General features: G+C 66.5%; 29 protein-coding genes, 1 tRNA gene and 2 pseudogenes. 26 read left to right on the top strand and 6 right to left on the bottom strand.

From position 1 onward, the window contains the following. Positions 1-16: 16 nt before the first annotated feature. The 4 genes from ACFQBT_RS10270 to ACFQBT_RS10255 all read left to right on the top strand — a co-directional run bounded on the left by ACFQBT_RS10270 (position 17) and on the right by ACFQBT_RS10255 (position 2,215). Complete coding sequence (locus tag ACFQBT_RS10270; RefSeq protein ID WP_377822461.1) at positions 17-1,210, top strand: sensor histidine kinase; 1,194 nt, start codon at positions 17-19, stop codon at positions 1,208-1,210. Continuing rightward, positions 1,207-1,812, top strand: a complete 606-nt coding sequence (locus tag ACFQBT_RS10265) for a response regulator transcription factor (protein ID WP_377822459.1) — start codon at positions 1,207-1,209, stop codon at positions 1,810-1,812. The genes ACFQBT_RS10270 and ACFQBT_RS10265 overlap by 4 nt, the downstream gene beginning before the upstream one ends. Before the next feature lie 73 nt (positions 1,813-1,885). Next, a complete protein-coding gene (locus tag ACFQBT_RS10260) occupies positions 1,886-2,041 on the top strand; it encodes a hypothetical protein (RefSeq protein ID WP_377822457.1) in 156 nt (51 codons plus the stop codon). A 24-nt stretch (positions 2,042-2,065) separates the two neighbouring features. Next, the gene (locus tag ACFQBT_RS10255; protein ID WP_377822456.1) at positions 2,066-2,215 is read left to right on the top strand and encodes a hypothetical protein; all 150 of its coding nucleotides are present in this window, start codon (positions 2,066-2,068) and stop codon (positions 2,213-2,215) included. A gap of 1 nt (position 2,216) precedes the next feature. On the opposite strand, the gene ACFQBT_RS10250 is transcribed toward ACFQBT_RS10255, so the two are convergent. The 4 genes from ACFQBT_RS10250 to ACFQBT_RS10235 all read right to left on the bottom strand — a co-directional run bounded on the left by ACFQBT_RS10250 (position 2,217) and on the right by ACFQBT_RS10235 (position 4,441). After that, entirely contained in the window at positions 2,217-2,765 is a 549-nt protein-coding gene (locus ACFQBT_RS10250) for a hypothetical protein (RefSeq protein WP_377822454.1), read from the bottom strand. Continuing rightward, positions 2,762-2,974 carry a type II toxin-antitoxin system HicA family toxin gene (locus tag ACFQBT_RS10245; RefSeq protein WP_377822453.1) on the bottom strand — a complete coding sequence of 71 codons (213 nt, stop codon included), beginning with the start codon at positions 2,972-2,974 and terminating at the stop codon, positions 2,762-2,764. Before ACFQBT_RS10245 ends, ACFQBT_RS10250 begins: the two co-directional genes overlap by 4 nt. A 63-nt stretch (positions 2,975-3,037) precedes the next feature. Next, positions 3,038-3,733 (bottom strand): hypothetical protein, encoded by a 696-nt coding sequence (locus tag ACFQBT_RS10240; RefSeq protein ID WP_377822451.1) that lies wholly within the window; start codon positions 3,731-3,733, stop codon positions 3,038-3,040. Between the two features lie 117 nt (positions 3,734-3,850). Continuing rightward, positions 3,851-4,441, bottom strand: a complete 591-nt coding sequence (locus ACFQBT_RS10235) for a hypothetical protein (RefSeq protein ID WP_377822449.1) — start codon at positions 4,439-4,441, stop codon at positions 3,851-3,853. A gap of 330 nt (positions 4,442-4,771) precedes the next feature. Between ACFQBT_RS10235 and ACFQBT_RS10230 the strand changes: the two genes are divergently transcribed. The 3 genes and pseudogenes from ACFQBT_RS10230 (at position 4,772) to dusB (ending at position 7,738) form a co-directional block, all read left to right on the top strand. Continuing rightward, entirely contained in the window at positions 4,772-5,905 is a 1,134-nt protein-coding gene (locus ACFQBT_RS10230; protein ID WP_377822447.1) for an LLM class flavin-dependent oxidoreductase, read from the top strand. Beyond that, positions 5,902-6,558, top strand: coding sequence for a CE1759 family FMN reductase (locus ACFQBT_RS10225; protein WP_377822445.1), 657 nt, complete (start codon positions 5,902-5,904; stop codon positions 6,556-6,558). Before ACFQBT_RS10230 ends, ACFQBT_RS10225 begins: the two co-directional genes overlap by 4 nt. Before the next feature lie 93 nt (positions 6,559-6,651). Further along, a pseudogene (gene dusB / locus ACFQBT_RS10220) lies at positions 6,652-7,738 on the top strand (tRNA dihydrouridine synthase DusB). 118 nt (positions 7,739-7,856) lie between these two features. On the opposite strand, the gene ACFQBT_RS10215 reads toward dusB, so the two are convergent. Continuing rightward, on the bottom strand, positions 7,857-8,690 hold the full coding sequence (locus ACFQBT_RS10215; protein ID WP_377822444.1) for a sulfurtransferase: 834 nt from the start codon (positions 8,688-8,690) through the stop codon (positions 7,857-7,859). 117 nt (positions 8,691-8,807) lie between these two features. Here ACFQBT_RS10215 and ACFQBT_RS10210 point away from each other — a divergent pair, with 117 nt between their 5' ends. The 8 genes and pseudogenes from ACFQBT_RS10210 (at position 8,808) to ACFQBT_RS10175 (ending at position 15,058) form a co-directional block, all read left to right on the top strand. Continuing rightward, the gene (locus ACFQBT_RS10210; protein ID WP_377822442.1) at positions 8,808-9,377 is read left to right on the top strand and encodes a DoxX family protein; all 570 of its coding nucleotides are present in this window, start codon (positions 8,808-8,810) and stop codon (positions 9,375-9,377) included. A gap of 19 nt (positions 9,378-9,396) precedes the next feature. Then, a pseudogene (locus tag ACFQBT_RS10205) lies at positions 9,397-9,668 on the top strand (DUF2277 domain-containing protein). Next, positions 9,668-10,120, top strand: coding sequence for a hypothetical protein (locus ACFQBT_RS10200; protein WP_377822441.1), 453 nt, complete (start codon positions 9,668-9,670; stop codon positions 10,118-10,120). The pseudogene ACFQBT_RS10205 and the gene ACFQBT_RS10200 overlap by 1 nt, the downstream one beginning before the upstream one ends. Continuing rightward, positions 10,117-11,346: a deoxyguanosinetriphosphate triphosphohydrolase gene (locus ACFQBT_RS10195; RefSeq protein ID WP_377822440.1), complete on the top strand. Its 1,230-nt coding sequence runs from the start codon at positions 10,117-10,119 to the stop codon at positions 11,344-11,346. The genes ACFQBT_RS10200 and ACFQBT_RS10195 overlap by 4 nt, the downstream gene beginning before the upstream one ends. Beyond that, entirely contained in the window at positions 11,343-12,422 is a 1,080-nt protein-coding gene (locus ACFQBT_RS10190; RefSeq protein WP_377822438.1) for a nitronate monooxygenase, read from the top strand. The genes ACFQBT_RS10195 and ACFQBT_RS10190 overlap by 4 nt, the downstream gene beginning before the upstream one ends. A gap of 4 nt (positions 12,423-12,426) precedes the next feature. After that, a complete protein-coding gene (gene dnaG, locus ACFQBT_RS10185; RefSeq protein WP_377822436.1) occupies positions 12,427-14,301 on the top strand; it encodes a DNA primase in 1,875 nt (624 codons plus the stop codon). Beyond that, positions 14,298-14,957, top strand: a complete 660-nt coding sequence (locus ACFQBT_RS10180; RefSeq protein WP_377822434.1) for a hypothetical protein — start codon at positions 14,298-14,300, stop codon at positions 14,955-14,957. The genes dnaG and ACFQBT_RS10180 overlap by 4 nt, the downstream gene beginning before the upstream one ends. Before the next feature lie 28 nt (positions 14,958-14,985). Further along, positions 14,986-15,058 (top strand) — tRNA-Asn (locus ACFQBT_RS10175). A gap of 111 nt (positions 15,059-15,169) precedes the next feature. On the opposite strand, the gene ACFQBT_RS10170 is transcribed toward ACFQBT_RS10175, so the two are convergent. Continuing rightward, positions 15,170-15,769: a TetR/AcrR family transcriptional regulator gene (locus ACFQBT_RS10170; protein ID WP_377822432.1), complete on the bottom strand. Its 600-nt coding sequence runs from the start codon at positions 15,767-15,769 to the stop codon at positions 15,170-15,172. A 117-nt stretch (positions 15,770-15,886) separates the two neighbouring features. On the opposite strand from ACFQBT_RS10170, the gene ACFQBT_RS10165 reads away from it, so the two are divergent. The 11 genes from ACFQBT_RS10165 (at position 15,887) to ACFQBT_RS10115 (ending at position 25,310) form a co-directional block, all read left to right on the top strand. After that, positions 15,887-17,308 carry an amidase family protein gene (locus ACFQBT_RS10165; protein WP_377822430.1) on the top strand — a complete coding sequence of 474 codons (1,422 nt, stop codon included), beginning with the start codon at positions 15,887-15,889 and terminating at the stop codon, positions 17,306-17,308. Beyond that, a complete protein-coding gene (locus ACFQBT_RS10160; protein WP_377822428.1) occupies positions 17,301-17,780 on the top strand; it encodes a DUF3237 domain-containing protein in 480 nt (159 codons plus the stop codon). Before ACFQBT_RS10165 ends, ACFQBT_RS10160 begins: the two co-directional genes overlap by 8 nt. Before the next feature lie 198 nt (positions 17,781-17,978). Beyond that, positions 17,979-19,628: an ABC transporter substrate-binding protein gene (locus tag ACFQBT_RS10155; RefSeq protein ID WP_377822426.1), complete on the top strand. Its 1,650-nt coding sequence runs from the start codon at positions 17,979-17,981 to the stop codon at positions 19,626-19,628. A gap of 317 nt (positions 19,629-19,945) precedes the next feature. Beyond that, positions 19,946-20,587, top strand: coding sequence for an ABC transporter permease (locus tag ACFQBT_RS10150; protein WP_377822424.1), 642 nt, complete (start codon positions 19,946-19,948; stop codon positions 20,585-20,587). After that, positions 20,584-21,447 carry an ABC transporter permease gene (locus ACFQBT_RS10145; RefSeq protein WP_377822422.1) on the top strand — a complete coding sequence of 288 codons (864 nt, stop codon included), beginning with the start codon at positions 20,584-20,586 and terminating at the stop codon, positions 21,445-21,447. The genes ACFQBT_RS10150 and ACFQBT_RS10145 overlap by 4 nt, the downstream gene beginning before the upstream one ends. Next, complete coding sequence (locus tag ACFQBT_RS10140; RefSeq protein ID WP_377822420.1) at positions 21,447-22,271, top strand: ABC transporter ATP-binding protein; 825 nt, start codon at positions 21,447-21,449, stop codon at positions 22,269-22,271. The genes ACFQBT_RS10145 and ACFQBT_RS10140 overlap by 1 nt, the downstream gene beginning before the upstream one ends. Beyond that, positions 22,264-23,016 carry an ABC transporter ATP-binding protein gene (locus ACFQBT_RS10135; protein ID WP_377822418.1) on the top strand — a complete coding sequence of 251 codons (753 nt, stop codon included), beginning with the start codon at positions 22,264-22,266 and terminating at the stop codon, positions 23,014-23,016. Before ACFQBT_RS10140 ends, ACFQBT_RS10135 begins: the two co-directional genes overlap by 8 nt. Beyond that, positions 22,950-23,156 (top strand): ABC transporter ATP-binding protein, encoded by a 207-nt coding sequence (locus tag ACFQBT_RS10130; protein ID WP_377825439.1) that lies wholly within the window; start codon positions 22,950-22,952, stop codon positions 23,154-23,156. The genes ACFQBT_RS10135 and ACFQBT_RS10130 overlap by 67 nt, the downstream gene beginning before the upstream one ends. Then, positions 23,153-23,662: a CocE/NonD family hydrolase gene (locus ACFQBT_RS10125; RefSeq protein ID WP_377822416.1), complete on the top strand. Its 510-nt coding sequence runs from the start codon at positions 23,153-23,155 to the stop codon at positions 23,660-23,662. Before ACFQBT_RS10130 ends, ACFQBT_RS10125 begins: the two co-directional genes overlap by 4 nt. Next, positions 23,659-24,846 carry a CocE/NonD family hydrolase gene (locus ACFQBT_RS10120; RefSeq protein ID WP_377822415.1) on the top strand — a complete coding sequence of 396 codons (1,188 nt, stop codon included), beginning with the start codon at positions 23,659-23,661 and terminating at the stop codon, positions 24,844-24,846. Before ACFQBT_RS10125 ends, ACFQBT_RS10120 begins: the two co-directional genes overlap by 4 nt. Next, positions 24,843-25,310, top strand: a complete 468-nt coding sequence (locus ACFQBT_RS10115; RefSeq protein ID WP_377822413.1) for a DUF3237 domain-containing protein — start codon at positions 24,843-24,845, stop codon at positions 25,308-25,310. The genes ACFQBT_RS10120 and ACFQBT_RS10115 overlap by 4 nt, the downstream gene beginning before the upstream one ends. The last annotated feature ends 49 nt before the right edge of the window (positions 25,311-25,359 follow it).

Here is a 25,359-nt window from a genome sequence, read left to right as displayed (position 1 = left end):
CTGAGACGCTTGAGCCATGGTTCGTGATCGTTCGGCCGCCCTCTCGCGCGATACGTGCGAGGGGGCGACCGAGCGCGGTGATCGTTTCGGTCGATGGGTCGGACTGTTCTGGTCGTGCATCTGGCTGTTCTGGCTGGTGCCGGCATTCGTCCAGGCATGGCAGCACCGGGACGAGGCGTCGGCATGGCTGGGGGCCGCCGCGGTCCTGTGCTTCATCGTCCTGCATGTCGTGCACTTCGCGACCAACAGCGCCTCCTTCGGCCCCGACGGTCCGCCGATTCTGACCACTAGCGGCAACCTGCTGCGCTACGCCGGGCTGGTCCTTCTGGCGGTGGTGGCCTGTTGGACGCTGGGACAGTCCGCCTCGGCCACCGTGGCCTTCGTCGGGATCGTGGCGATGTGGACCTTCCGGGTCCCGATCGCGGTCGGCGTAGCTCTGCTCACAGGTGCGATCTACATCTTCGCGTCCACCCATATCCCGGGGTGGACGACCGACACGGGCACTCTGGTCGGGCTCGGATTCGGCTGTATTGCGGTCGGTTTCGGCCGGCTGGCCAGTCAGCGCCAGGAGGCGCTGCAACGCAGCCGGCTCGAGAACGCCGACCTGAGGGTCCGCGAGGAGCGCAACCGGATGGCTCGGGATCTGCACGACATCCTCGGTCACTCCTTGACCGTCATCACGGTGAAGGCCGAGCTGGCCAGCCGGTTGATCGATGTGGACCTGGACCGGGCCAGGAGCGAACTGGCGGATCTGGAGCGACTCTCGCGGGCGGCGCTGGGTGACGTACGGCGAGCTGTGGAGGGTTACCGGGAGATATCGCTGTCCGGCGAGTTGACCCGGGCGCGGGAGGCGCTGTCGTCGGCCGGCATCCACTCCGATCTGCCGAGCAGCGTCGAGGAGGTGCCCGAGGACCTGAGCGAAATGTTCGCGTGGGCCGTCCGGGAGGGCGTCACGAACGTGATCCGGCACAGTTCGGCAACCAGGTGCGTGATCCGGGTCGGCGCCCAGTCGGTGCAGATCAGCGATGACGGCCGGGGGCCGGCTGCGGTCGCCACGAGCGGCAACGGCCTGCGCGGACTGCGCGAACGGGCCGCCGCCGCGGGTGCCGTATTGATCACGCGGTCCCTGCAACCGCACGGGTTCGAGCTCGCCGTCGCCACCCCCGAGCGGGCCGACCAACTGCCCGTCCTGACCAGCAGCGCCTCATGATCAAGGTGATGCTGGCCGACGACCAGGCTCTGGTGCGCGGGGCGCTCGCGGCGTTGCTCGCGCTGGAGTCCGACCTGGAGGTCGTCGGTGAAGTGGGCCGCGGTGACGAGGTCGTCGACGCCGCCCGCGCCGAGGCGCCGGACGTGGTGTTGATGGACGTGGAGATGCCGGGCATGGACGGCATCGCGGCCACCGCCGCGCTGCACGCGGCGCTACCGCAGATCAAGGTGCTGATCGTGACCACCTTCGGTCGGCCGGGTTTCCTGCGTCGCGGACTGCAGGCCGGGGCTGCCGGGTTCGTCGTGAAGGACACGCCCGCGCGGGAGTTGGCGGACGCCGTACGCCGAGTGCACCAGGGTCTGCGCGTGGTGGACCCGGCGCTGGCGACTGACTCGCTCGTGGCGGGGGAGTCACCCCTGACCCAGCGCGAGACGGAGGTGCTGCGGACAGCTCGCTCGGGCGGAACCGTGGCGGATCTGGCCGGCACCCTCTTCCTGTCGGAGGGGACCATCCGCAATCACCTGTCCTCGGCCATTGGGAAGACCGGCGCGCGGACACGGGCCGAGGCGGTCCAGATCGCTGACAACAACGGCTGGCTCTAGCCGGGGCCTCAGTAGGTGAAGTGCGCTACTGGCCGCTACTGACACCGAGGAAGTCACTCAGGCACGGCAAGCGGTGACCCAACTGCGGGGGCGCCTCGAGGGATTCGTCGACCAGGCCACAACGGCTGGACTATCGGCGGCGACGGTGGCGAAGCTCGAGATGCGGTCGGCGCTGCAGACCGCGACCGCGGAGGCCAGGGTGCGCTTGCTGCTGCTGCCGTCTCGGTAGGCCGGGTTCGACTCGTTCGACCCGGTGGCGTCGTGGGAGTCTGCCGGCGCCGGCGGCCTGGAAGAGCAGCGCTCGATTATCCTGCGGGAAACGGTCGACGTGCGGGTTCTACCCGCGGGGCGCGGCAACCGCACCTTTGACCCGGACCTGGTCAAGATCACCCCGATCTGGTGATCTAGGACTGCCCCTGGCGGCGCACCGTCTTCGCCGCCACAGAGGATGTGCGCCGAACCGGTACCCGAATCTCGCTGGAACCACCTCCGTGGTTCGCGACCTTGAACCCCCGTGGGCTCGCCTTGGACGATCGTGCGATTTTCTTGGTCCCTCGTGCGCTGGTGGTGGACGTGCCCTGCGCGATCTGCGAAACGCGACCGTGGGTGATCCCTACGATCGTCGCGATGTCCCTCACGGAGTACCCGTCGCTGGATAACTGGTGCACGGCTCGGTTGGTGCGTTCCGCGAGTTCTTGCGCTTCCTGCGCGTTGGCCCGGCGGGCCTGCCCGACGGATGCGGCATCTGCGACATCGGCGAGGGAATCGTCGAACCGTAGTTCGATCGCGACGTCGGCATCGTCGGGCAAGTCCGCTGCCATGATCGCGACGTCCTGCAGGTATTCGACCAGGCGGGCGAGGGTGGGTGCGTAGGTCGAGGCACCTTCCAGTTCGGGGATATCCCCGAGCCAGTCGCTGCCCTCGCGGGTGACGTCAGCGGTGAAGGTGTTCACTGCAACCAGCCCTTTCCGAATGCGGGTTCCATATCTTTCTGTATCGAGCGGAGCGTCCCGGTGGGGATGTCCTTGCCCTTGTGGACCTGCACTGTGGTGTGCACTGCCCGGGTGACGCCGTCAGCGTCGTTGTACTTGGCTTCGAAGCGACGGTGCGATCCGCGCTGGCGGGTTTGGTATCCGCCGAGTGCCTCGATGCGCGCGATCACTTCTTGGTGCCTCATACCATACGGTTTAGCCGCTAAACACTCAAGTGTCAAGCAGCTAAACACCTACCCGCTGGATGATCCCCGCGAAGCCAGATACCGGTACGAGTCCTGCAGCACATCCTGCGCCATAGCCACGTATTGCTCTTCGGTGGTGGGAGCGTCGCTGCCGGTGTCGAACCTACCCATCAGATCCGAGGTGATGGCGTCAGCGGCGAACCGCGAGAACGACACGACACTAAGGAGCGCCACCTTGCGGATTGCGATGAGGTGGACGTGCGCGACCTGCTGCCACAGGTGCATCCGGGACTCGAAGAACCAGGTGTCCAGAACGTCGCAGGGCTGGCTCGCCAGCCGGGCGAACGCAGTCAGCGGGCCTAGCCTCATCGAAGCCCGCACCACATCGAGCGCAGCCGCCGGGATCTCGATGCCTGGTCGCGTGGCTGCCTGCATCACGCCGGTCTTGACGGTCCAGGCCGTCAGCAGGTCGGACTGCTCCTTAGACAGCCCTGTAGCTGCATCCAGATCGCCGTTCGCCAACTCAAAGATGAACGGCTCGACGGGCTGTTCGATCAACACATCGGAGCGGCTGTTGCACTCGGCGCACAGCCTCGGCACGCGAATATTCCACGCTGAGGTGCCGACCTGTTTCCGTTCTCGCTTCCCCGTCGCCGGATCGAACCACACCCAGGCAGTACCGGCATGGTTCACCTCCGGGAGTCGCTTGGGCCATGTCTTCTTCAGGACGTGCTCGTCGCTCATCCTGGTGACGACAGGACCGTTACGGGGGCGATCATCGATGTCCCCTGGCTTGCGGCCGCAGTACAGGCATGAAGTAGGTTTGCCACTCATCGCCGCTGACTACCGTTCACAAGTCGGTCACCGGTCTACCATTTTCTGGACCACGACCACCCCGGTGCCGTCCTCGACGACCACGAAGTTGATGTCCTCATAGTCCGTTCCGGTTGTCACGATGTTGTACGCGCCCCGCAACACCTTCTCCGCAGTTTCTTTGTCGTCGTGGCTGATTTGAGCACGGACGAATGCGCTTTTGTTGCGAACCTGCACCCCGGTGATAGTCATCCCCCACGACGTCTGCCCGAAGTTGTCCTTCAGCGCCTTGTACAGCACGGCGCCCTGATCAGCGGTCGTGGTCGGACTCGGCGAGGACGTTGTCGACGTAGTCGGCGCGGCGCTCGAGGAAGAAGCCGGCGTCGTCGTCGTTGTCGTGGGAGCTGTACTCGACGTCGTCGTCGTGGTCGTGGGCGCTGGCGTCGTGCTAGTCGTCACGGACCCGGTCGGAGCTGGCGACGCCGCGTCCTTGTCCTTCTCCTCGGTCGCCGCACCGAACGCGCCGGCGACCACGATCACAGCGATCAGCCACACCCACCATCGTTTCCACCAGGCCTTCTTAACCGGTCCCTGACCGGTGCTCGCCGGCGCAGGGCCCGGATCACTGGTTTCCGTCATCGTCGTCGCCTTCCTGGTGGGTTCTCTTCAAAGCCTTTAGATCTGCGGCAGCGGCGGCTGTCAAATCCGATCGGGCCGATTTCCCCACGCCCGGTCCGGACCTCTTCAGGATTTCCCTGGTCGGATCAAATTCAGAGCAAGGCGATCGCACCTGCACGACGCACTCGACGGGCTGGGGGTACCAACAGATCCCGAAATGTGTTGCCGATCACAACATAGCCACACCGGGGGTCGGAATGATCCGGGTGCCGCTATCGTTGAAGTAGTTGAAATCGCAACGATCTGGATGTGAGGGGTCGGGCGACCAACGACAAACGAAGGGCATACACCATGCAGTTCGGAATCTTCACCATCGGCGACATCACTCCTGACCCGCTGACCGGTCGCGTCCCGACCGAGCACGAGCGGATCATGAACACGGTCAAGCTGGCGCAGAAGGCCGAGGAAGTCGGTCTGGACGTTTTCGCGACCGGCGAGCACCACAACCCGCCGTTCGTCGCCCCGGCCAACCCACCGGTCCTGCTGGCCTACCTGGCCGCCAAGACCGCCAACATCCAGTTGTCCACCTCGACCACGCTGATCACGACCAACGACCCGGTGCGGATCGCGGAGGACTACGCCTACGCGCAGCACCTCGCCGAGGGCCGCCTTGACCTGATGATGGGCCGCGGCAACACCGGCCCGGTCTACCCGTGGTTCGGCAAGGACATTCGTGAGGGCATCAACCTGGCCGTCGAGAACTACCACCTGCTGCGTCGCCTGTGGCGTGAGGACGTCGTGGATTGGTCGGGCAAGTTCCGTACGCCGCTGCAGGGCTTCACCTCCACGCCGCGGCCGCTGGACGGAGTGCCGCCCTTCGTGTGGCACGGTTCGATCCGCAGCCCGGAGATCGCTGAGCAGGCCGCGTTCTACGGCGACGGCTTCTTCCACAACAACATCTTCTGGCCGATGTCCCACACCCGCCAGATGGTCCAGCTCTACCGTCGCCGCTTCGAATTCCACGGCCACGGCCCCGCCGACACGGCCATCGTGGGCCTGGGCGGTCAGGTCTTCATGCGTAAGAACAGCCAGGACGCGGTCAAGGAGTTCCGCCCCTACTTCGACGTGGCGCCGGTCTACGGCTACGGCCCGTCGCTGGAGGAATTCACCCGGGAGACCCCGCTGACGGTGGGTTCGCCCCAGCAGGTCATCGACCGATACGCCGGCTTCCGTGAGCAGGTGGGCGACTACCAGCGCCAGCTGTTCCTGATCGACCACGCCGGCCTGCCGATGGAGACCGTCCTCGAGCAGATCGAGATCCTCGGCTCCGAGGTCGTCCCGGCGCTACGCAAGGAGGCAGAGGCGCACCGCCCGGCGCACGTTCCGTCCGACCCGCCCACCCACGCCTCGTTGGTGGCCGCCGGCGACAACAGCCCCAACGCGCACGTGCTGCCCGCTCGTCAGGAGCAGGAGGCCAGCAAGTGAGCCGCCGCGTCGTGGCCATCACGGCCGGTCTGAGTCAACCGAGTTCGACCCGTCTGCTGACCGACCGCATCGTCGCGTCGGTGCAGCGGCAGGCGGGCGACGGGGTCGAGGTGCAGGTGATCGAGGTCCGCGATCTCGCAACCGACATCACCTCGCACCTGCTGACCGGCTTCCCGTCGCAGCGCCTGGGCGCTGCCCTGGACGCCGTTGCCAGTGCGGATGCGCTGATCGCCGTCACACCGGTCTTCACCGCCTCGTTCTCGGGGCTGTTCAAGTCCTTCGTCGATCTGGTCGACAAGGACGCGCTGTACGAGGTGCCGGTGCTGGTCGCGGCCACCGCCGGCACGTCCCGGCACTCGCTGGTCACCGAGTACGCCTTGCGCCCGCTGTTCACCTACCTGCGGGCGCAGGTGCTGCCGACCGCGGTCTTCGCCGCGACCGATGACTTCGCGGACGACGCGTTGTCGCGCCGGATCGACCGGGCTGCAGGCGAACTGGCCCGGGCGCTTGCCATCGAGGCGCCACGGGCGAAGGTGAACTCGTGGTCGGTGGACACCGGCCCGGCGATCGCCGATGTCCCCGGCGCGCCGAACGCCACCCCGTACGACGCGGTGCCCGATTTCCGCGCATTACTGGGTGAGCAGGCCCGCTAAGTAGACTGGTCGATCGTGACCCTTGCTCCTGCCGTCGCGCCGCCGTTGCGCCTCGGTGACCTCACCATCGCGACACCTGTGGTGCTCGCGCCGATGGCGGGGATCACCAACCGGGCGTTCCGGCGGCTGTGCCGGCAGTCCGGCGGGGGACAGCCTCTACGTCAGCGAGATGATCACCTCACGGGCACTGGTCGAGCGCACGCCGATCACGATGAAGTTGATCGAGCACGACCCGGACGAGTCCCCGCGCTCCATCCAGCTCTACAGCACCGACCCGCTCACTACCGCCAAGGCCGCGCACATCCTGGCCAGCGAAGACCGCTGCGATCACATCGATCTCAACTTCGGCTGCCCCGTGCCCAAGGTGACCCGCAAGGGCGGCGGGTCGGCGCTGCCGTGGAAGACGCAGTGGTTCCGTGCCATCGTGGCCGCAGCAGTACGCGAGGCCACGCCGTACGGGATTCCCGTCACCGTCAAGATGCGCGTCGGGATCGACGCTGAGCACCACACGTACCTGGAAGCGGGCCGGATCGCTGAGGGTGAAGGCGCGGCCTGCGTTGCGCTGCATGCACGTACGGCGTCCCAGGCCTATTCGGGGACCGCTGACTGGTCGGCGATCGCCCGGCTCAAGGAGGCGGTCAGCGGCATTCCGGTGCTCGGTAACGGCGACATCTGGTCTGCCGACGACGCCGTGCGCATGGTCGCCGAAACCGGTTGCGACGGAGTCGTGGTCGGTCGCGGCTGCCTAGGGCGCCCGTGGCTCTTCGCCGACCTGGCCGCTGCCTTCACCGGGAGCGACGAGCGCCTCAGCCCGACCTTGCGCGAGGTGACGGACACGTTGCGCCGGCACGCGGCGTACCTCGTGGAGTTCTACGACGACGAGATCAAGGGATGCCGCGATATCCGCAAGCACATCGCGTGGTATCTCAAGGGCTTCCGGGTGGGTTCGTCGCTGCGCAACCAGCTGGCGCTGGTGGATTCGCTTGCGGCGCTTGACGATTTGATCGCAACTCTCGACCTGGACCAGCCGTGGCCGGGAGAGGCCGCTGACGGTCCTCGGGGCCGCGCCGGCTCCGAGCGCCACGTCGTGCTGCCCGAAGGCTGGTTGGACAACCGCGACCTGTCGGCCAAGCAGCAGGCCGAGGTTGCCGCGGCCGAGGAGCACAACTCCGGCGGTTGAGAGCTGCTGGCCGCGATCCGCGACCAGATGTGACCACTCGACACGTGATGGTCGAGCTGCAGCCCGCGATCGCGACCAGATGTGACCACTCGACGCACTGTGGTCAGCAGCGGTCAGATCAGAGCTCCACGGGGCGGTCGGGGTCGGTGATCCAGTCCGACCACGACCCGATGTAGACGCCGACCGGAGCCTGCACACCGCTGGCCTCCAACGCCAGCGCCAGATGGGCGGCCTGCACACCGGATCCGCAGTAGACCCCGACCTGTTCGTGTGTCTCCACCCCCAGCGCGGTGAAGCGCAGCGCCAGATCGTCCGCGTCCAGGAAATGGCCGTCGGGCTGCAGGTTGGCCAATGCGGGCGCACTCACTGCCCCCGGAATGTGCCCGGCGACAGGATCGATGGTTTCCTCCCGTCCGTGGAAGCGCGGCGCCGGACGGCCGTCCAGTAACAGCCCGGTGCGCGCGAGTTCGGCCGCGTCGCCGGCATCCAGGAGTATCTCGGCGCCCGGCTGCGCAACGAAGTCGCCGGATCGCTGCGGTGAGGGGCCGCTCTCGGTGGGTAGGTCGGCGGCCGACCACGCGGCGTACCCGCCGTCCAGCACCCGCACGTCCTGGTGGCCGAAGTAGCGCAACAACCACCAGCACCGCGATGCGGCGAGCGAATTGCCTGCGTCGTAGACGACCACCGAACTGTCACCGCAGACCCCCGCGGCCCGCATCGCGTCCTGGAAGGCTTGCGTAGCCGGCATCGGGTGGCGCCCACCGGCCCCGGGTGGGCCGGCCAGCGCGGTCTCCAGATCGACGTACGCCGCGCCGGGCAGATGGCCCTGCTCGTAGGCCGGACGCTGGTCGGGTCCGCCCAGTTGCCAGCGCACGTCGAGCAGGACCGGCGGCTCGTCCGGCCACTCCGCAAGGGTCTCGGGCCGGATCAACGGGCTGGGTACGGCGCTCACGCCGGTCAGTCTCCCGGGCCCGGCTGACCGGCGCAACGCCGAGGGAGGTCCCCGCCGTGACGCGTGTCCCGATAGCGTGGCGACGACACGTTCATCTGACCGAGGAGTTGCTGATCCATGCTCGTACGACGTCTCGCCTACGCCGCTCAGGGCGCACTGTTCATCATCAGCGGTTATGACGCGGTGAAGAATCCCGGTGGCCGGGCGAAGGTGGCCGGTCCGTTCCTGGAGAAGGCAGTCAACGCGGCCCCGAACAAGATCTCCGACCCGTTGCCGAGCTCGCCGGAGCAGCTTGTGCGGCTGAACGGCGGCGTCCAGCTGGTCGCCGGCAGCCTGCTGGCCATCGGTAAGTTCCCGCGGATCAGCGCTCTGGCGCTGGCGGCGTCCCTGGTGCCCACGACGATCGCCGGGCACGCGTTCTGGTCAGCTCCCAAGGACCAGCAGGGGATGCAGCGCACCCAGTTCCTGAAGAACCTGGCGATCTTCGGCGGCCTGATCGTCACCGCGGTCGACACCAAGGGTCAGCCGGGTCTGGCTTGGCGCACCGGGCATGCCGTGGACTCGGCCAAGACCAGCATCGGCGACATCACCCAGTCTGCGAGCGACAGCGTGAGCGACTTCGCGCACTCGGCGGAGAAGGCGATCGCCGACGCGCAGTCCGCGGTAGCCGACAAGCTGCCGGGGTAGATGTGGAACGCTTGGTCACATGTGTCGCAACATCCGCCCCCTGAACAACTTCGCACCCCCGCGACAGATGACGAGATCGCGGCGGCCGCGTTGCAGTACGTGCGCAAGGTCGGTGGCTCCACCCACCCCTCGGCCGCGAACCAGGCGGCCTATGACCATGCGGTCGAGGTGATTGCTGCGGCCACCCGCGAGTTGGTGGACTCGCTGGTGACCACGGCGCCGCCGAAGGACCGGGAGACCGAGGCGATCAAGGCGAAGGCTCGGGCGCAAGCCCGCTACGGCGCCGCCTGATGGACGCCCCGCTGTCAGCGGGCCAGTGCATCCGGGCGGTCGTCAACGCCGTGAACGGTTCGACCGCCGTCGGGCTGCTCGTCGCCGTCGCAGGACGTTCCGCGCTGCGGCGCGGTCCCCGCGGCCTGATCCTCGCCCAAGGTTACCGGCTGCCGGTCCCACCGGCGCCCGCGTTCACCGTCGGCAACGTGATCGTCGCCCGCTACGACTGGGATCTGCTCAACCAGTATCGGCCCCAACTGCTCGTGCACGAGGAGAAACACAGCACGCAGTACGCCGTGTGCGGAGGCCTGCTCTACCTGCCCCTCTACGTTGCGGCGAGTGCGTGGTCGTGGCTGCGGACCGGCGATGTGGCCTCGCGCAATGTGTTCGAGCGCGGCGCCGGGCTGGCCGACGGGGGCTACCGCGAGCGCGCCGTCCGCCCGTTGTTCCGTCGGGATCGCCTCGCATGAGCGGCTATTCGGCCGTCGATCGCGAGCGCCTCCTGGGCGAAGACCCGGCACAAAAGAGCGCGGACCGGGACGATTTCGCCCGCGATCGGGCGCGAGTCCTGCACTCTGCCGCGCTTCGCCGGTTGGCAGCGAAAACCCAGGTGCTGCAGCCGGGTAGCGACGATTTCATCCGCAATCGGTTGACCCATTCGTTGGAGGTTGCCCAGATCGGGCGAGAGTTCGGAGCGGCCTTGGGCTGTAACGCCGATGTGGTCGACACCGCGTGTCTGGCTCACGATCTGGGACATCCACCGTTCGGACACAACGGTGAGGACGCGCTGGCCGAGCTGAGCGCGGACATCGGCGGTTTCGAGGGGAACGCCCAGACACTGCGGATCCTGACCCGGTTGGAGCCCAAACGGAGCCTGCCGGACGGGCGCAGCGTGGGGTTGAACCTGACCCGGGCGAGTCTGGATGCAGCCACGAAGTATCCGTGGGGAATCGGCGAGAATCCCTCGGGCGCAGCTAAATTCGGTGTCTACGAAGACGACCGGCCCGCCTTCGACTGGGTGCGTAGGGTTGCCCCGATCGGTCGTGCGTCCTTGGAGGCGCAAGTAATGGACTGGGCCGACGACGTGGCCTACTCGGTGCACGACGTCGAAGACGGTGTGGCCGCCGGTCACATCGACCTGATCGCTCTGCGGGAGCCGGCCTTGGTGGAACAACTCGTGCCACTGGCCGAGCAGCATTACGCAGCCGACCTCGACGAGGAGCTGTTGCGTGAGGGGTGGAGCCGGTTGCTGGCCAGCGGAGTGCTGCCCCGGGCTTACGACGGAACCCGTGCTGCCCAGGCCCGACTGAAGGACATGACGAGCCGGTTGATCGGACATTTCGTCGGTTCGGCGGTCGCGGCAACGCGCGGGACTTACGGGCAGGGACAGATGACCCGGTACGACGCCAACGTCGTCGTACCCGATCTGGTCCGCGCCGAGTGCGCCATGTTGAAGACGACCGCGTTACTGTTCGTGATGCTTTCGGATGTTCGGACGGTTCTGTTGGGCAAGCAGCGGGAGATCGTGGCGGGGTTGGTCGCGGCGTACGTCAAGGATCCGTCGCGGCTGGACCCGACGCAGGCAGAAGCGTTTTCGAATGCAGACAATGACGCGCAGGCACTCCGGGTGATCATCGATCAGGTGGCCTCGCTGACCGACGTGCGCGCGCATCTGCTGGCGGGGGAGTGGCTGTGACCTCGTTGTTGCGGCGCCTCGAACGACCGATCGTCGCCGCCCCCATGGCCGGTGGGCCCTCGACGCCGGAACTGGTCGCCGCTGTCAACGACGCCGGCGGACTGGGCTTCCTGGCCGGCGGTTATCTCACCGCCAACGCGCTGGCCGACCGGATCGTCGAGACCCGCGCACTCACGGCAGCCGGGTTCGGGGTCAACCTGTTCGTGCCCGCCGATCTCGACCGCGACCGGGACCTGGGCTCCGTCCAGGAGTACGCCGATCGGTTGCGTTTCAGCGCCCGTCGCCTGGGCGCCAAGCTGGGCCGCGTCGACTGGCACGATCGCGACCACTTCGAGGACAAGGTCACGTTGCTGCTGGACGACCCGGTTGCCGTGGTGTCCTTCACCTTCGGGATTCCGCCGCAGGCCGTGATCGACGCACTGCACGAATGCGGAACGGAAGTCGTGGTGACCGTGACCGACCCCGACGAGGCGTTGGCCGCGGCGCGGGCCGGGGCCGACGCGTTGTGCATCCAAGGCGCCGCCGCCGGTGGTCATCGCAGCACCCACGACGCGACGGCCATACCGAACGAGGACTCGTGGACCGAGTTACTCCGCCGGTGTCGCAGCATCGCTGCCCTGCCGCTGATCGTCTGCGGCGGGATCATGACGCGCGCCCAGGTCGAATTCGCGATCCGATCGGGCGCTGCCGCTGTGCAGTGCGGGACAGCCTTCCTGCTCACCGACGAGGCCGGCACGTCAACGACGGCGCGAGCCGGCCTCAGCGACAGGACTCTGACCCGGTCGGCGGTCACCCGGGCGTTCAGCGGTCGGCCCGCACGCGGCGTACGCAATGAATTCATCGAGCAGTTCGATGAGTTCGCGCCGCCGGTCTACCCGGTCGTCGACCAGATCACCAAGCCGGTTCGCGCCGCCGCGGCGGCCGACGGCAACTACCAGTGGGTGTCGTTGTGGGCGGGTACCGGTTGGGAGTCCGCCCGTACCGGCCCGGCGGCGGCCGTGGTGGAGAGCTTGCACCCCACGCGACTGGTCCATCCACAGCCGCTCCGCGAGGGCACCGGCGCTGACCTAGACTGAGGCGGTGCCGGGGCGGATCCGAGCCGAGGACATCGAGCTCGTCAAAGAGCGCACCTCCCTGGAGAGTGTGGTGAGCGAGCACGTCACCCTTCGCCCGGCCGGCAGCGGCTCGCTGAAGGGGTTGTGCCCGTTCCACGACGAGAAGTCGCCGTCGTTCAACGTGCGCCCGCAGGTCGGCTACTACCACTGCTTCGGCTGCGGCAAGAGCGGCGACGTGATCACCTTCGTGCAGGAGATGGACCACCTGTCGTTCAGCGAAGCGGTTGAGCGGCTGGCCGCGAAGGCCAACATCATCCTGCGCTACGAGGAGGGCGGCGCACGGGAGGAGACCGGCGGCATCCGACGGATCCGGCTGGTCGAAGCACACCGGGCGGCCGCGGAGTTCTACACCGCAGCACTGCTGTCGCCCGAAGCCCGCCCGGCACGGGACTTCCTGCGCGCTCGCGGCTTCGACTCCGCCGCCTGCGAGCCGTTCGGCGTGGGTTTCTCCCCACGGGACGGCTCGGCCCTGGTGCGCGACCTGCGCCGGCGCGGATTCACCGAGGAGGAGCTGACCGTCGCCGGTCTGGCCTCCCAGGGGCGCGGGCTCTATGACCGGTTCCGTGGCCGGCTGATGTGGCCGATCCGGGATACGACCGGCGACACGATCGGCTTCGGCGCGCGCAAGATCTTCGATGACGACCGGATCCAGGCGAAGTACCTCAACACGGCCGAGACGCCGATCTACAAGAAGGCAACCGTGCTCTACGGGCTCGACCTGGCCAAGAAGTCGATGGCCGCAACGCGCCGGGCGGTCATCGTGGAGGGGTACACCGACGTGATGGCGTGCCACCTGGCCGGTGTCGAGCAGGTGGTCGCGACCTGCGGCACGGCGTTCGGCGCCGACCACCTCAAGACGCTGCGCCGGATCGTGCGCGATGAGGCCGACCAGTCGCCGGCCCGCATCATCTTCACCTTCGACGGTGATGCGGCGGGGCAGAAGGCCGCGATGAAGGCGTTCGAACTCGACCAGCAGTGGGCGGCGCAGTCCTACGTCGCGGTGGCACCCGAGGGCCAGGACCCGTGCGAGTTGCGGCTGTCCGCCGGCGACGCCGCCGTGCGCGGACTGGTCGAGGACGCGGTGCCGCTGTTCGAATTCGCCGTGCGTACGACGATCGGCCGGTTCGATCTGTCCGCCGCCCAGGACCGGGTGGCCGCGATGCGAGCCGTCGCCCCCATCCTGTCCGGGATCCGCGACGCCGCGTTGCGCCCGGAGTACGTGCGCGCAGCGGCCGGCTGGTTGGGTGTTGACATCGAGCCGTTAGCCGCTGAGGTGGCCAAAGCAGGGCGGTCGGCCCACCGTGCCGCGCCCACGGAGCCGGTCGCCGAAGCGCCGCCCGATGAGCAGGCCGCTGAGCCGGCCGGTATCCCCGCACCCGACCTGCGCAACCCGGCGGTACAGCTGGAACGTCAACTGCTGCAAGTGCTTCTGCAATACCCGGGCGCGTTGACCGTGGAGCAGCGCGCCGAGATCGGACCGCAGGATTTCGCCGCACCGGCGCACGCGATGGTGTGGGGCGCAGCCGGCGATCCGACCGGTCTGTCCGGTGCCGCGTGGGTGCAGTCGGTGATTGGGCGAGCGCCGCACCTGCAGCCGCTGGTCACCGACCTGGCCGTCGCGTCGCTGCCGATCCGCTTGGGCCTGAACGGCGAACCCGATTGGCGCTACGTGCAGTCACTGGTCGTCGGACTGCACGAGGCCTCGTTGAAACGCCAGATCGACGAAGCCATGAGCCGGTTACGACGTACGGAGGATCCGGGCGCCAGCCGGGCGATCGCCGTACGTCTGGCGGGTTTGCAGCAGGAGCTGTCCGCCCTCAAGGAACGGGCCGAACCGTGAAGTGGCGCCGTAAGGGCAAGGTGGTCGACCTGCCGGAGCAGGTGCGCGCCAACCTCGGCCTGGAGCGCAAGGAGCGGTTGCTCGCGCACGGGCAGGACGACAACACCGGCGCCTACGTCGCGATCACGACCACCCACCTGGTCGTTGCCACCCCGGACGCGCAGCTGCTGCGCCGCTCGTGGCACGAGGTCGACGCTGGCGCCTGGTCGCCGGACACGTGGACCCTGTCGGTCACCTGGGTGGACGGTTCGCGGCCCGGGCAGTGGACCTTCCGCGACCAGGCCGGGATGATCGCCGAGACCTTCCACGAGCGGGTCCAGGCCAGCGTCGTGCGGTCCGAGCCGCTAGGGCTCAAGGGCCCGAACGGCAACGGGCGGGTCGTCGTACGCCGTGACCTGGCCACCGGTGAACTCCTACTCCAGACGGTGCTCGGCCGGCGGGTCGACCCTCGGATCCGGCCGTCGGGGCCGCCATCGAGCGGGTCAGCGCGGGACTGCGCGACGACGTCGGACTCTGACCGCACCTCACATCTTCGTAGTTCTGCACTATCTCGGTTCGCACCCTGCATGATCGCCGAGATAGTGCTGATTGCCGAGGATATGAACCCGGTCCGCGGCGGCCACCGCGATTCGGTGAACTCCGGGTCACTTTGCTAAGGTTGCGGGGCTGCCACGGCAGCGTGATCCCCTGTAGCTCAATTGGCAGAGCAGCCGGCTGTTAACCGGCAGGTTGTTGGTTCGAGTCCAACCGGGGAGCACCCTAGAAGGCCCGTGACCTGTGGAAACACAAGTCACGGGCCTTTTATGTCCTCTTTGCGTCGGCTATGCATCGTCAAGACGCGGGTACCCAGGCGCACGACCGAGTTCGACTATCGCTTGGCCCCCGCGCGGCGCGGTGGGGCTGACTGTGGCTTCTCGAATTCAAGAATGATGCGCTCCGCGGCTGCCCGCACGATGGGGTCGGACGCGGTGGATCGATCGAGATCGCTGAGAGCGGCGTTTCCGATGGCCAGACAGAGCAAGGCATAGGAACGCCCCGAGAGCAGCTCGGCGTCAGCAGCCGGAAACGTGTCGCTCAGGACGGAGTTGATCTGTTGGCGCAGGCCGTTGTAGCCATCGAGCATGGCTTCGCGGATCCCGTCGTTGGTGCGGGCCGCGTTCAGCAGCTCCAGGACGACGGTGTTCTCGTCGCCGGGCTCCGAGAAAGTCGGGCCGAACAGGTAGTCCAGCATCGCTGCAATGTTGCTGGAGTCAGTCAACTGGCCGCCAGCGGCTATCTCGTCCCGACCGAGCTCCCATTCGACCAGAGCCAGGATGAGGTCATCGCGGTTTCCGATGTAGTGGCGAATGTGCCCGCGGCTCATTCCGCTTTCGGCAGAGACCTTTTCGAGAGTCAGGCCCGCCAGTCCAAATGTGGCGACACACTGCGCGGTAGCGGCCAGGATTTGGGCCCGCCGCTCGGTGCGCACGCTCGGTCTTCCCATGGGGATGCCTCTCAATCGGTTTCTTAGTCACTATTGACTAAGAACGCAACGTCTGTCTAGTGTGCGAGTCGCACCCTAACGCCTCCACGAAGAAGGACCCTTGTGAGCCGACAGCCATGGCAACTGACCGCATCGCAGATCGTCGACGCCGTGCAGCACGGCCAGCTCTCCGCAAGTGAGGTTCTCGAATCCCATCTGCAGCGCATCGACCGGGTCAACCCGAAGGTCAATGCGTTGACGGTCGTCTTTTACGAGCGGGCCCGTGAATACGCCGCAGCGCTCGATGCTCGAATTGCCCTGGGCGAGCGGGTCGGTCGGCTAGCGGGGGTCCCGATCTCGATCAAGGAGAACATCGATTTCACCTGGTCTCCCACCACGGAGGCTGCGACGTTCCTGAAGGACAACGTCGCGCCCACAGATGCGACACTGGTCCAGCGGTTGCTCGATGCCGACGCCGTCCCGGTGGCTAGGGGCAACATGCCCGACTTCGGTCTGCGGTGGGATACGGACAACGATCTGTTTGGCCGGACCATCAATCCATGGGATGCCGAACGGACACCCTTCGGCTCCAGTGGCGGGGACGCCGTCGCGGTGGCCACGGGCATGTCTGCCGTCGGTCTTGGAAATGACTACGGCGGCTCGCTGAGGTTGCCCGCCAGCGCCGCGGGCGTCTGTGCTCTTCGGACCTCGGAGGGTCGAGTGCCCGCACCCGTCGTGGCTGCGGCACCAGTGCCCCTGTCGCTGCAGAAGTTCGCGGTGAACGGTCCGATTGCTCGATCCGTCGCGGACCTCGATCTGGCGTTCAGCGTGATCCATGGTGCGGACGGGCGCGACCCGTTGGCTGTGACGGTCGATCATCCGACTGGGTACGACGGCCCGCGCCGGGCCGCGATCCTTCGCGATCCCCTGGGCTGGGGTGTTGAAGATGGTATGGCGGAGGCCATCGATCGCGCTGCCGGTGCGCTGGGAGATGCTGGTTGGCAGATCGAGGAAGCCGAGCCCCCGCTCCTGGAAGATGCGGCGCGACTGTGGCGACGGTTGTCGTCACAAGAGATGGGCGGCCTATTCGAGCCCGGCGTACTCCCCGGGCCGTTGACCGACGGTGCCACTCAGTACTTCCGAGACAACGTCAAGGGCACCGAATTGTTCGACAACGTCGATGCGTACGTCGACGCCTGGGCACGGCAGGCGCTGATCAGCTCGCTGTGGCGCCAGTTCCAGTCCCGATACCCCGTCATGATCGGACCCGTCTCGACTGCCGATCCGTTCCCCGTTGGATTCGACCTCAGCGGTACACCAGCCACTGATGAGCTGTGGCGGCGCCACCGCCTGGTGGTGGCGGTCAACTTCCTCGGGCTTCCGTCCGTGGCTCTTCCCACGCACATCGGGCGCAACGGATTGCCCTACGGCGTGCAGGTGATCAGCCCGCGGTTCGGTGAACACATAGCGCTGGCCGCGGCATCGGACGTCGAGCGGGAACTTGGCGCCTTTACGCCGGTCGATCCCCGTGAACCCCGTGAGTGATGCGGCGGCGTTCCCGCCGACCCTGGAGTACGTCTTCGAGTTGCGCGTCGACGTGGCGGCGCCAATCCGTATCGGGGCGCCTGGCGACGATGATCTGCACTTCGCTGCCATCCTGGGTGGCGTTGTGCGTGGACCACGTTTCAACGGGCGGGTCCTACCCGGTGGCGGCGACTGGTGGCGCACCAAAGGTGATCCTGAGGACACCTACCTCGACGCTCGGTACCTCATCGAAGCCGACGACGGGGCAACCATCGAGGTACAAAACAAAGGTCACTTCTGGCTCGCCGATGCCAGCTTCGCGGCTGAGTACCAAGCGCGCGCCCCGATCCCGGAAGCCGCCCTCTACTACCGCACGTCGGCGTCCTTCACTACCGCCGACTACCGATACGACTGGATGAACCGGCACGTCTTCGTCGGACTCGCGCGCCCGGAGTGCGACGTGGTGTGCATCCGAGTGTTTCGCTTGTGCTGACAGGGTTTTCGCCTTTGGGGGTGCCGTCAAATTCTTTGTTAGTCATTATTGACTAATAATCCGTTTGCTGCAAATATTCACCAACAGCTCCTCAGCACCGGAGCAGTCCACTCGGTCGGTTCCGGCCTCCTGGGCCTCCAAACAATCCACGACCGACCCGCCGCGATTGGCGACCGGACAGTTCACGAAAGGCACCTCATGAAGCGCAAGCTCGCAGCCACCGCCGCGCTCGCCACCACCCTCGCGGCCTGCTCCTCCGGTGGGTCTTCCACGGGGTCCGGGAGCGCGGACAGCCCGGGCGGTCTGTACCCGGCAGCCAAACTCGTGTCTTCGACGCCGGCAGGGACCAAGGCCGTGGACACCGTGACCTGGGCGCTGGCCACCGGTGAGCCGCCGACCCTGAACCCGGTGCAGTCCGGAACGGACTCGTCGTACATCGTCAACGCGAACCTGTGCGAGAACCTCTTGACGGTGACGCCCGACTTCGGGGTCGCGCCGGGGTTGGCCACCAAGGCGGAATGGACTGACCCCACAACCTTCCAGATTCAACTGCGAAGCGGAGTGAAGTTCTGGGATGGCAGCCCGATGACCTCGGCCGATGTGGCCTACAGCCTGCAGCAGAACGCCAACCCGGCGAGCGGTTCGATCAACGTCGGACTCTTCGGAGCGGTGAAGTCGATCACGGCGTCCGGGCCACTGCAGGTGACGCTGAAGTTCGCCGCACCGAACTCTCAGTTCCGCAACGCCCTGGCAACGAACGCTGGCGTCGTCTTTGAGAAGGCTTTTGCGCAGAAGGCGGGTAAGACCCTCGGTACGCCGCAAGGCGGTCTGATGTGCACTGGCCCATTCGAGTTCAAGAGCTGGACGTCCGGCAAGAACATCGTGACTACGTCCAACCCGAACTATTGGAATGGCCAGCCGAAGGTCAAATCCCTTGAGTACGTCTTCATTCCGGACAACGCAACGCTCACGAGTGCGCTGCTGTCCGGCCAGGTCGACGGCGCCTACGACATTCCCACCGCAAGCGCCAAGGCGTTGGCCAAGGCATCCTCCGGCTCGTTGTACTTCGGCCCCAGCACGGGGACGCTGAGCTTCGGTCCGGTCGCGAGTAGTGGCGCCGCAGCTGACCCCCGCGTGCGTCAGGCTCTCAATCTGGCTATCGACAAGACGGCGTTCGTCAAGAACGTACTCGGCGGCTACGGGAGGGTGGCCAAGACCTTCAGCGTTCCCTTGACCTTCACCGGACTACCGGACGCGGCGATCTACCAGAAGGGGTACGACGCACTTCCGGCGCCGGTGACTGATCTGGCAAAGGCGAAAGCCCTCATCCAGCAAGCCAAACCGGCAAGCACGCCGCTGACTTTAGCCATCCCGTCGGGCAACGACGAGCTTTTGCAGGCGGCCACCCTGATCCAGTCCGCCGGCAAACAACTCGGTCTGACCATCAACGTCAAGCAATTGCAGGCGACCGATTTCGCCGCCTTGTTCTACAACGCCAATGCTCGTAAGGGAATCGACTTCCTCGCGACCATGGGCTACTTGAACGCCCCCGGTCCCATCGCCAACGCCTCGTTCTTCACGATGCCCCCGCCCCTCGGCCTGTTCAACTGGAGCCAGTACAGCGACCCGCAGGTCACGAAGTACCTGGGCTCCGCCAATACGGCCGTCGACGAGACGCAAGCGGCGAACGACTTCGTGAAGGCACAGGCGATCTTTGCTCCGGCGAACCTGCAGGTCACTCTCGGCGAGAAGTACGCCTCGGTGTACCTCAACCCCAAGCTGACGGGGGTCACGACCTCGTTCGCCTACATCGGCTCTCCGTGGGCGCTGCACCTCGGCGGTAAGTGACGGCCAATGATGAGCGTCTTTGCATTTGCGAGTAGGCGATTAGGAGCTCTGATCCTCACAGTATTCGTCGCCAGCGTCCTGATCTTCCTCGCCTTCGCGCTCACCCCGGGCGACCCGGCGGCCGTCCTGGCGGGGGCTCGCGGCCCGACCCGGCGACGCTCGAACAGATCCGTCAGGAGTTCCACCTTGACGCACCGCTATGGCAGCGCTACCTCATCTGGGTCGGCGGTGTTCTCCATGGAGACTTCGGAGAGTCCTTCGTCTACCGCAGCCCGGTCTCGAGCCTCATCGGCCCGCGCATCGAGACGACCACGTTGTTGACCGCCTACGCGGCCCTGCTGATCCTGACGGTGGGCATTGGGAGTGGAATTCTCGCCGCCCTGAGCGGGCGCATCGTCGATCGGTCGATCACGGTCATCGGATCCATCCTCATGGGTGCGCCGACCTTCGTCGTAGCGATGTTCCTGATCTGGCTCTTCTCCCAGAAGCTCAGCTGGTTCCCCGTGTACGGGACAGGTGACGGCTTGCTGGACATGCTGTGGCACCTGACGCTACCGGCGGTGGCGATGAGCTGTGCGTACCTGGCCTTTCTCTCCCGGATCACCCGCACAGCAGTGCGCTCCGCCTTGGGGTCGGAGCACGTCGAAACGGCGACCAGCAGGGGCATCTCGCCCCGGGCGATCATCACGCGGCACGTCCTGCGCAACGCATCACCCGAGGTGTTCGCCGTATCGGGAATCACCGTCGCCGGCCTTATTGCAGCTACCGCGGTGGCCGAAACAGCGTTCGGCGTCAACGGAATCGGAGCACTTCTGGTCCAGGCCGCCGGGCGCAAGGATCTCCCGGTCGTCCTCCTCATCTCCTTGATCATGGTCGTCGCCTTCGTGGTCATCAACACGATCGTCGATCTCATCAACGTGGCCATCGATCCACGACTTGCGCAGAGGAGTGGCACTTGAGCACCGCCCAGATGGTCGGCGCCGGCCGGCTCCCGTTGACCCGCCGACTGGCTTCCGTCGGCTGGTTGAGCGTCGTCGCGCTGATCTTCTTGACCGGACTCGTGGTGCTCGCCGCTGTCGGACCGCTGATCGCGCCCTATGACCCGGACGCGGTCGATGTGACCAACGTTTTCGCAGGACCGAGCGCGCTGCATTGGTTCGGCACGGACTCGTCCGGACGCGACATCTTCTCCCGCGTGATCGTCGGGACGCGGGTCACCCTGCTGGGTCCGGCGTGCGTCGTGCTGGTCTCGAGTGTCGTGGGGACCGCTCTGGCGGTCATCGCCGCCTGGTTCGGCGGCTGGTGGGACACGGTCGTCTCTCGCGCGATGGACATCGTCTTCGCCTTCCCCGGAATCGTCGTCGCCATCGTCGCCGTCACCATGTTCGGTCCCGGCATCGTGGCTCCGGTCATCGCACTGTCGGTCACCTTTGTGCCGATGATCGCTCGCATCCTGCGAACGGCGGCTTTGCGCGAGCGCAACCTGCCCTACGTCCAGGCGCTGCAGGTGCAGGGTGCACCGGCACTCTCGATCGTCATCAGGCACATCGTGCCCAACCTGCTGCCGTTCCTCTTCGTGCAGGCAACGGTGGGTTTCGGTTACGCCCTGCTCGATCTGTCCGCCATTTCCTACCTGGGGCTCGGGTTGCAACCCCCGGCTGCGGACTGGGGTCTGCTGATCTCCCAGGGCCAGTCCGCGATTGTGCAGGGGTACCCCCAGCAAGCCCTCTTCGCCTCAACGCTCGTCGTACTCACCGTTATCGCCGTGAATCTGGTCGGCGACCGCCTGGCCCAGCGCTACGAGATCGGGGAACGTTGATGGCTGCGTTGTTGCAGGTCGAAGACCTGAGGGTGAGTTTCGATTCCGCGGCCGGTCGACGCGAGGTACTGCACGGGGTCTCGTTCGGTCTCGAATCGGGCGACGCGCTCGGCATCGTCGGCGAGTCCGGGTCCGGCAAATCAGTGAGCCTGCGATCCATCATCCGGTTGCTACCGAAGAGGGCCGAGGTGAGCGGAAGTGTGTGCTTCGACGGGCAGGAGGTCCTGTCGATGTCGTCGCGGCAACTGCGGCAGTACCGGACGGGCGATGTCGCCATGATGTTCCAGGACCCCCGCGCGCACATCAACCCGGTCCGCACTATCGGTAGCTTTCTGACCGAGCTGTTGGTGCTGGAGCGCGGCGTCTCGGCGAAGGATGCAGAGTCCCGCGCTGTGCGCATCCTCGGTGAAGTGGGGGTTTCGTCGGCGGCCCGCAGGATGAGGCAGCGCCCGTCGGAGCTGTCCGGTGGTCTGCTGCAGCGCGTCATGATCGCTGCAGCGCTCCTTGCTCAGCCAAGGATCATTCTTGCCGACGAGATTTCGACCGCCCTCGACGTGACCACACAAGAAGAGGTGATGGCGATACTCGACGAGGAACGACGACAGCGCGGGCTTGCCATGGTCTTTGTGACCCATGATCTCGACCTGGCGGCCGCGGTCTGCGATCGCCTGCTCGTCATGAAAGACGGCAACGTAGTCGAGTCGCTCGTACCCGGCGCCGCCATGACGGCAAACGACCCGTACACCATCGCCCTGATGGAGGCGCGCTCGTGGTTCGAATCGACTGCTACACAGGAATTTCCGCTGGCGGTTGACCATGGCTGAAGTCACCAACATGTTGCCGATCCTGTCGGTCGCCGGGCTCGTCAAGGACTATCGGGTACGGCGTCAACAGGGCTGGAGGCACGAAACCTTCCGCGCGGTCGACGACGTCTCCTTCGAACTCCCGACGGGTGGCTCGCTGGCCATCGTGGGGGAGTCGGGGTCGGGGAAGACGACGTCCGCCCGCATCATCGTCGGGCTGGAGCGTGCCACCCAGGGCTCGATCAGGGTCGACGGCCAGGAGTGGCGGCCCACCGAAAAGGTGAGCGGGCGGGATCGGCGGGAGCGCGGTGGCCGGATTCAGATGGTGTTCCAGGACCCGTATCTGTCGCTGGATCGGCGGCAGACCATCGGATCCTGCCTGGATGAGGCGCTGCGAATCCATACCGACCTCGAGCGGTCAGCACGCGCGAAGCGCGTGGCGGACCTGTTGAGTCAGGTGCGCCTCGATCAACAGATCGCCTCTGCTCACCCCCGGCAGTTGTCTGGTGGGCAACGACAGCGGGTCGCGATCGCGCGATCGTTGGCGGCCGAGCCGGACATCCTGGTGCTCGACGAAGCGTTGGCGTCGCTCGACGTTTCCACCCAGGCGCAGGTCCTGAAGCTGCTGGCGGACGTGCGACGTACGACGGGTGTGGCCTTCTTGTTCATCTCCCATGATCTGCCGATCGTCGGTCAGATCTGCGATTCGGTGATCGTCATGAAGGACGGGAAGGTCGTGGAACGGGGGCTGTCGGTGCGGTACTGACCAACCCGCAGCACCCGTACACCCGACAGCTCATTGAATCCGTACCGCGACCGGGCTGGAAGCCCCGTCGCAGAGGCGGTCGCGTCATCGACCCGCCTCGTTCGTCCACCGTTCAGGAAGGGCCCGCCCGCGTCTCATGAAGATCGACTATCTGCAGTTGTCTCCCGCCGAGGTACCTGCGCAGGCCGCAACGCACGCGGTCCGTATGAGGGACGGTGTCCACTTGGCCACCGATGTCTATCTGCCGCCCGGCGATGACGGCCCCGGCCCGGCCATCCTGGTCCGGCTGCCCTACGACAAGGATGGTGAGTACACCTTCCTGCCGCTGGTCGCCGATTACTTGTCGCGACGGGGGTATCGAGTTGTCGTCCAGGACGTTCGTGGCAAGTTCCGTTCCGAAGGTGTGCCGTTGCTGTTCGTCAACGAGGTCGACGACGGCTACGACACGATCGACTGGCTGATCCAGCAACCGTGGTCCGACGGAACAGTCGCCATGTGGGGAGACTCCTACTACGGGTATACGCAGTGGGCGGCGGTAGCTTCCGGGCATCCGGCGCTGAAGGCGATCGCCCCCGGGTCACCGGAACCGCGCTGGGTGAATTTCCCGTCGCGGAGCCCGGCAGTCGGACCCGGGATGTTGAGATGAGCATCATCCTGATGTACGCGTTGACCCACTTCGTCACCCAGGACACCTACCTGTGGGAGCCGGACTGGACTCGTCGGCCCTATATCGATCAACTTGAGCAGTTCCAGGAGGAGATCGGGCTGCGTTCGCCGTCGTTCGATCTGTGGTACCCGAATCCTGTTTATTTGCAACGGTTTCGTGGTGGCAGCCCGTTCGAAGCGCGGCCGGTCCCCGTACTGAGCACTATTGGTTGGTGGGACAACTGCGCACCGTGGTCGTGGCGGGACCACGCCGACATCGCTCGTCGACCGGCGTGGGAACACAACGAGTTTCTGGTCATCGAGTCCATCGACCACGAAAACTATCCGTTGGGATGGCCAGGCGGTGAGCGTACGCAGGAAGCGCTCAGGCAGATGTTGCCGGCCTATCTTGACCCCGCCGTTGAGTTCTTTGATGTCTTCCTGCGGGGGCGCGGCACCGCCGCGCAGATCCCCAAAGTGCGGTGGAGTCTCGCCGGCACAGAAGGCTTCCGGCACGCAGCTCACTGGCCGCCCTCGCAGGTCGAGCGGGTTTCCTGGTGGGCGACCGCGGATGGTCAGCTGTCTCATAGTGATTCGGGCCCGTGCACCCGCCTGAGCTGGAAGCACGATCCGAACGACCTGGTGCCGTCGTCGGTCCCTGACCCCTTTTCGTTCCTACAGCACAGCCCGGACGAGCGTGACCTTGCGCAACGGGCGGACGTGGTCGGCTTCGCCGGGGCACCGGTCGCCGAACCGGTGAACCTCGTCGGGCCGGTCAGGCTGTCGTTGACCGTCGAATCCACCGGTCCCACGATGGACGTCATGGCTCGGTTGTACGACGTGGCGCCCGACGGCCGGTTCCTTCGGATCGCCCGGGGCCAGCAGACGGTCGATGACGCCGGCGTGCCTGTCCGGGTTGACCTGGATCTCGGCCACGTCGGATACCAGCTGGCGGCCGGTCACCACCTGCGTCTGCACGTGCAGAGCAGTGATTTCCCGGAGTTCATGCCGCAACCGGGAACGGACGAATCGCCCTGGTCCGCGGTGGATGTCGCGGCGACAACGCAATCGGTGATCGTCGGTGGACCCGACGGCGTGCGGCTTGAGATGGGCGTCCTGCCCGATCCCGGGCCGGCGTGCCCGACGGTCGCGGTAGGCGGTCACCGCGGGGACGACCGTCGGTGACCGCGCAACTGCTCCACCCTCGTCTGGAGTTCGCCTTCGAGATCCGCGTCGATGTCGAAGACGGCTGGCACGTGGGACGAAGCGAGCAGGAGCGACTCTGGTTCACCCCGATCGTCGGTGGCACGGTGCAGGGGCCTCGGTTGAACGGTGTCATCATTGCGGGAGGGGGCGATTGGTCGGTGGAACGGGGAAGCACGACCCAACTCGACGCGCGATACCTCCTGCGGGCCGATGACGGCTCCGTGATCGACATCCACAACCGCGGGTATTACCGGGCCGACCGCGAGGTCGAACGGCGCATCGCTGCCGGAGAAGCCGTCCCGGAGGAGCAGTACTACTTCCGGACCGCGCCGGTCTTCCAGACCGACGCTCCGCCGCATCGCTGGCTCGCGGAGAACCAGTTCATTGGGCTCGCCCGGGACGAGGGCGGGCAGGTCTGCATTCGATGCTTCGTGCTGCTTTGAGACGTTTACGCCGCCAGCTCGGTGGCAGTGGGAGTCCCGTCAGCAGTCG

This window comes from Branchiibius cervicis, from assembly GCF_042661605.1.
In the GTDB taxonomy this organism is placed as follows: domain Bacteria; phylum Actinomycetota; class Actinomycetes; order Actinomycetales; family Dermatophilaceae; genus Branchiibius; species Branchiibius cervicis.
This window is presented reverse-complemented; position numbering and strand designations above follow the sequence as displayed.

Excerpts from the sequence above, each read along its gene's own strand:
- ACFQBT_RS10235 (WP_377822449.1), bottom strand. The coding sequence starts at position 4,441 with ATGACGGAAACCAGTGATCCGGGCCCTGCGCCGGCGAGCACCGGTCAG.
- ACFQBT_RS10270 (WP_377822461.1), top strand. The coding sequence starts at position 17 with ATGGTTCGTGATCGTTCGGCCGCCCTCTCGCGCGATACGTGCGAGGGG.
- ACFQBT_RS10265 (WP_377822459.1), top strand. The coding sequence starts at position 1,207 with ATGATCAAGGTGATGCTGGCCGACGACCAGGCTCTGGTGCGCGGGGCG.
- ACFQBT_RS10125 (WP_377822416.1), top strand. The coding sequence starts at position 23,153 with ATGAAGATCGACTATCTGCAGTTGTCTCCCGCCGAGGTACCTGCGCAG.
- ACFQBT_RS10120 (WP_377822415.1), top strand. The coding sequence starts at position 23,659 with ATGAGCATCATCCTGATGTACGCGTTGACCCACTTCGTCACCCAGGAC.
- ACFQBT_RS10210 (WP_377822442.1), top strand. The coding sequence starts at position 8,808 with ATGCTCGTACGACGTCTCGCCTACGCCGCTCAGGGCGCACTGTTCATC.
- ACFQBT_RS10135 (WP_377822418.1), top strand. The coding sequence starts at position 22,264 with ATGGCTGAAGTCACCAACATGTTGCCGATCCTGTCGGTCGCCGGGCTC.
- ACFQBT_RS10195 (WP_377822440.1), top strand. The coding sequence starts at position 10,117 with ATGAGCGGCTATTCGGCCGTCGATCGCGAGCGCCTCCTGGGCGAAGAC.
- ACFQBT_RS10240 (WP_377822451.1), bottom strand. The coding sequence starts at position 3,733 with ATGAGCGACGAGCACGTCCTGAAGAAGACATGGCCCAAGCGACTCCCG.
- ACFQBT_RS10155 (WP_377822426.1), top strand. The coding sequence starts at position 17,979 with ATGAAGCGCAAGCTCGCAGCCACCGCCGCGCTCGCCACCACCCTCGCG.
- ACFQBT_RS10140 (WP_377822420.1), top strand. The coding sequence starts at position 21,447 with ATGGCTGCGTTGTTGCAGGTCGAAGACCTGAGGGTGAGTTTCGATTCC.
- ACFQBT_RS10200 (WP_377822441.1), top strand. The coding sequence starts at position 9,668 with ATGGACGCCCCGCTGTCAGCGGGCCAGTGCATCCGGGCGGTCGTCAAC.
- ACFQBT_RS10230 (WP_377822447.1), top strand. The coding sequence starts at position 4,772 with ATGCAGTTCGGAATCTTCACCATCGGCGACATCACTCCTGACCCGCTG.